Source organism: Nocardia sp. NPDC004151 (assembly GCF_042874235.1).
Taxonomy (GTDB): domain Bacteria; phylum Actinomycetota; class Actinomycetes; order Mycobacteriales; family Mycobacteriaceae; genus Nocardia.
The window spans coordinates 1-1,074 of sequence record NZ_JBIAMR010000048.1; the positions used below are offsets into that span (position 1 = coordinate 1).

Sequence of the window (1,074 nt, forward strand, 5' to 3'; positions counted from 1 at the left end):
CTAGGCCGTGTTTTGAAAGTCGGGTCACCGTAGCCATTGGTTGATGGCGGCGATGTGGATCGTGGCCAGGTAGCGGACGGCGAGTTTGTCGAATCGTGTTGCGACAGCGCGGTGTTGCTTGAGCTGGTTGATGCCGCGCTCGACGGCGTTGCGGTCGCGGTAGATCTCGGGGTCGAACGCCGGTGGCCGCCCGCCACCTGAGCCGCGGTTGCGGCGTTTGGCGAGTTGGTCGGCCGGAATCGGGATGGTCGCCCGGATGCCACGTCGGGCCAGATAGGCGCGGTTGGCGCGAGAGGAATACGCCTTGTCGGCCAAGACCCGGTCCGGACGAACTCGCGCCCGCCCCGGCCCGAAGCGCGGCACCCAGATCGCCTCCAGTACCGCGCTCATGCGCGGACTGTCGGCGGCCTGGCCACCGGTCAGTACCACTGCCAACGGGCGCAGTCCCTGTTCGTAGGCCACGTGCAGTTTCGTGCCCCAGCCGCCGCGCGAACGACCGAACGCGTGATCGGCAGGTTCGGGATAGACCCCGCCAGGTGGTTCGACCTGTCGGTCACCGTCGCGGCGGGCTCCGGCGGCGTGTTGATGAGCCCGCGCGATGGTGGAATCCACACTCACCTGCCAGCAGATCGCGCCGACGGCGTCGGCCAACGCTTGCAGCAACTTCAGGATGAAAACCCAGTTCCCGGCCCGCTGCCAGCGCCGGAACATTCCATAGATCGTCTGCCATGGCCCGTACTCGACCGGCACATCCCGCCACGGTGCCCCGACCCGGGTGCGCCATCGGATCCCGTCGATAAGTTGGCGTCTGCTCCATTTCGGCGGACGGCCCGCCTTCTTGCCGCGAGGCAGCAACGGTTCCAACCGTGCCCACTGGGCATCGGTCAGATCCGATCGCCTCGTCACCGCTACGCTGGCCACGAGGTCTCCGGTGTGAAGTTCTGCTTGGTCGCTGAACCATCTACCGGAGACCTCGCCCATTTGCCAACGTGGACAGCGCTTTCCAGCTCACGTGTGGAGGGGTGCCGCTTCGCGGCACCCCTCCACACGAACTACTTTCAAAACACGGCCTAG

General features: G+C 66.3%; 1 protein-coding gene. It reads right to left on the minus strand.

The window, feature by feature from the left end:
* Positions 1 to 24: 24 nt before the first annotated feature.
* Entirely contained in the window at positions 25 to 921 is an 897-nt protein-coding gene (locus tag ACFYTS_RS36590; RefSeq protein ID WP_357289132.1) for an IS5 family transposase, read from the minus strand.
* Between the last annotated feature and the right edge of the window lie 153 nt (positions 922 to 1,074).